Genomic DNA, 2556 nt, shown 5'->3' with positions numbered 1-2556 from the left:
AGCTAAGCCTTTCAGCGCCGATGGTACTGCATGGGGGACCGTGTGGGAGAGTAGGACGCCGCCGAACAATTTTTAGAGTAGCCCCTGTGGGAACCGTTTGGTTCCTGCGGGGGCTATTCTGCGTTTCCGGAAAAATTCTCGGCTGACGTTTATCCGACGCGCCGCGGTTTGCTTCTCGCCTTGGCGGTCGCAATTGCGACCGCCTGTTCGGCGCGTCCTGGCGTGCGAAGATGACCGGGCACGGACCGTTCGGCCGGGTCAGGGGCTGGGTACGGTCCGCACGACCCTGAAGCCCAGCGCAGCGAAGTGGTGAGCCCCGTGCCTCAGAAAGTCGCCGTCCTCGGCACCGGAAAGATCGGTGAGGCGCTCCTCAGCGGCATGATCCGTGCCGGCTGGTCCACCGCCGATCTGCTGATCACCGCACGTCGCCCCGAGCGTGCCGAGGCGCTCCACGCCCGCTACGGCGTCGAGGTCGTCAGCAACATCGAGGCTGCCAAGAACGCGGACACGCTCATCCTGGCGGTCAAGCCACAGGACATGACGACCCTCCTCGACGAGCTGGCCCCCCACCTCCCCGCCGACCGCCTGGTCATCAGCGCCGCGGCCGGGGTGCCCACCGCTCTCTTCGAAGAGCGGCTCCCGGCGGGCACCCCCGTCGTGCGCGTCATGCCGAACACCCCGGTCCTGGTGGACGAGGGGATGTCCGTCATCTCCGGCGGCTCCCACGCGACCGAGGAGCACCTGCTCCGTACCGAGGAGATCTTCAAGCCGGTCGGCAAGACACTCCGTGTCCCGGAGACCCAGCAGGACGCGGCCACCGCGCTCTCCGGCTCCGGCCCCGCCTACTTCTACTTCCTCGTCGAAGCCATGACCGACGCGGGCATCCTGCTCGGTCTTCCGCGCGACAAGGCCCATGACCTGATCGTCCAGGCCGCCATCGGCGCGGCCGTCATGCTCCGCGACAGCGGCGAGCACCCCGTCAAGCTCCGCGAAGCGGTCACCTCTCCCGCCGGTACGACGATCAGCGCGATCCGCGAGCTCGAACGCCACGGCGTACGAGCAGCACTGATCGCCGCCCTCGAGGCAGCCCGCGACCGCAGCCGCGAACTGGCCTCCGGGCACGCCTGAGGTTTTCCGACGAGTCCGTGTGCGCGAGTCCGTGTGCGCGCCGCGTCGTGGGGCGCACACGGACCAGAGCTTCATACCGGCCGCATCAGCCCCACCGCGGCGTAGGCGGCGTCGACGGTCGGCCGCGCCAGCCGCCGCGCCCGCTCGGCACCTTCCCGTAGGACGCCGTCCACATATCCCGGATCGGCGCACAGCTCCGCATGCCGCCGGCGCACCGGCCGCAGCAGCTCCACCACCGCGTCCGCTGTGTCCTTCTTCAACGCCCCATATGCCGTGTACCCCTCGGCCAGCTCCGCGGGCTTACCGCCCGTGCACGCCGCCAGCATTTCCAGCAGATTTGCGACACCGGGCCGCGCTTCCCGGTCGTAGACGACGTCACTCCCGCTGTCGGTCACCGCACGCATGATCTTCTTGCGCACGACCCCTGCCTCGTCGAGCAAATAGACGATGCCCGCCGTCTCCGCGTGCGACTTGCCCATCTTCGACGTCGGGTCCTGGAGGTCCATGACGCGGGCGGCCACGGCAGGGCGCACGGCCCTCGGCACGATGAACGTCTGTCCGTAGCGCTGGTTGAACCGCACGGCCAGGTCCCGGGTCAGCTCCACGTGCTGGACCTGGTCGTCCCCCACCGGCACCTCGTGCGCCCCGTAGGCCAGGATGTCCGCCGCCATCAGCGCCGGATAGGTCAGCAGCGACAGCCGTACGCTGCCGCCCGCCGCCCGTTCCCGCGTGGACTTCTCCTTGTACTGGATCATCCGCCGCATCTCGCCGTCGGTGGCCGTGCACTCCAGGAGATAGGACAGCCGGGTGTGCTCGTCCACATGACTCTGTACGAACAGGGTGCACCGTGCCGGCTCCAGCCCGGCGGCCAGCAGCAGCGTCGCCGCCTGACGACTGAGCCTTCGTACACGCGCCGGTTCGTGGTCCACGGTCAGCGCGTGCAGATCGACGACGGAGAAGAGGGCGTCCGCCTGGTGCTGATCCACCTCGACCCACTGGCGGACGGCCCCGAGGTAGTTCCCCAGGGTGAGGTGGCCGGTCGGTTTGATCCCGCTGAAGATGCGTCGCATCGGTGCTGTCTCCCTAGTGGAGGGACCACCGCCACGGACAGCAAAAACGGCCGCCGAGGCGGCGGCCGTTGGGTGCATGCGCTGATCGGCCGCCGGTCAGGCGGCCCACCACTGCTGGGTGTGCGCATGCTTGGTCATGCGGCGACAGTACCGCCACCAAAACCCCTTGCGCCACGGGTTTGATGCGTCGTACCGGGCTCGTGTAGAGTTCTTCGAGTTGCCACGGCGTCCGCGAGGACGGTGCGGCGGCACTTCACGCCTCGCTGGCGGCAATCTCTACTGCACGGCCCTTGAACGGGATCGATTTCGGCATGCCGGAATTCGGGACCGGGTTCCGATTAGGAACCGCCGGGGGAAT

At 68.4% G+C, this 2556-nt stretch carries 2 protein-coding genes and 1 rRNA gene; 2 read left to right on the top strand and 1 reads right to left on the bottom strand.

From position 1 onward, the window contains the following. Positions 1-67: ribosomal RNA gene (rrf, locus tag ACZ53N_RS37070) — 5S ribosomal RNA — on the top strand; the annotation flags it as partial. A gap of 251 nt (positions 68-318) precedes the next feature. After that, positions 319-1128 carry a pyrroline-5-carboxylate reductase gene (proC, locus tag ACZ53N_RS37065; protein WP_184740583.1) on the top strand — a complete coding sequence of 270 codons (810 nt, stop codon included), beginning with the start codon at positions 319-321 and terminating at the stop codon, positions 1126-1128. A 71-nt stretch (positions 1129-1199) separates the two neighbouring features. Here the strand turns inward: proC and trpS are convergent, their stop codons facing one another. Next, positions 1200-2198, bottom strand: coding sequence for a tryptophan--tRNA ligase (trpS, locus tag ACZ53N_RS37060; RefSeq protein ID WP_469145097.1), 999 nt, complete (start codon positions 2196-2198; stop codon positions 1200-1202). Positions 2199-2556 lie beyond the last annotated feature (358 nt).

It is taken from the genome of Streptomyces sp. NPDC033229 (assembly GCF_055576875.1).
This window is presented reverse-complemented; position numbering and strand designations above follow the sequence as displayed.

Bases quoted from the DNA above. Each gene is read 5' to 3' on its own strand.
- trpS (WP_469145097.1), bottom strand. From the start codon at position 2,198: ATGCGACGCATCTTCAGCGGGATCAAACCGACCGGCCACCTCACCCTG.